We start from the raw sequence: 335 nt of genomic DNA on the forward strand, positions 1-335 counted from the left end.
GATAAAGAGTACAGGCTGGTCCCATTTCGCTCGCCACTACTTTGGGAATCTCGGTTGATTTCTTTTCCTGCGGCTACTTAGATGTTTCAGTTCGCCGCGTTCGCTTCGCTAAGCCTATGTATTCAGCTCAGGATGACCCATTCGGGCCGGGTTTCCCCATTCGGATATCGGTGGATCAAAGCTTGTTTGCCAGCTCCCCACCGCTTTTCGCAGGCTACCGCGTCCTTCATCGCCTGTGATCGCCAAGGCATCCACCACATGCACTTGTTCGCTTGACCCTATAACGGGTGTGTCTTGCGGCCAGAGTTAGCGCTTTGGCGCTTACTCCGGGCTCA

Annotated in this window: 1 rRNA gene; it reads right to left on the minus strand. The window is 54.3% G+C overall.

The features are described 5' to 3' along the window. Positions 1-278, minus strand: a 23S ribosomal RNA gene (locus tag AB4Y42_RS44420); the annotation flags it as partial. Positions 279-335 lie beyond the last annotated feature (57 nt).

The organism is Paraburkholderia sp. EG286B, from assembly GCF_040965655.1.
Lineage (GTDB): Bacteria > Pseudomonadota > Gammaproteobacteria > Burkholderiales > Burkholderiaceae > Paraburkholderia.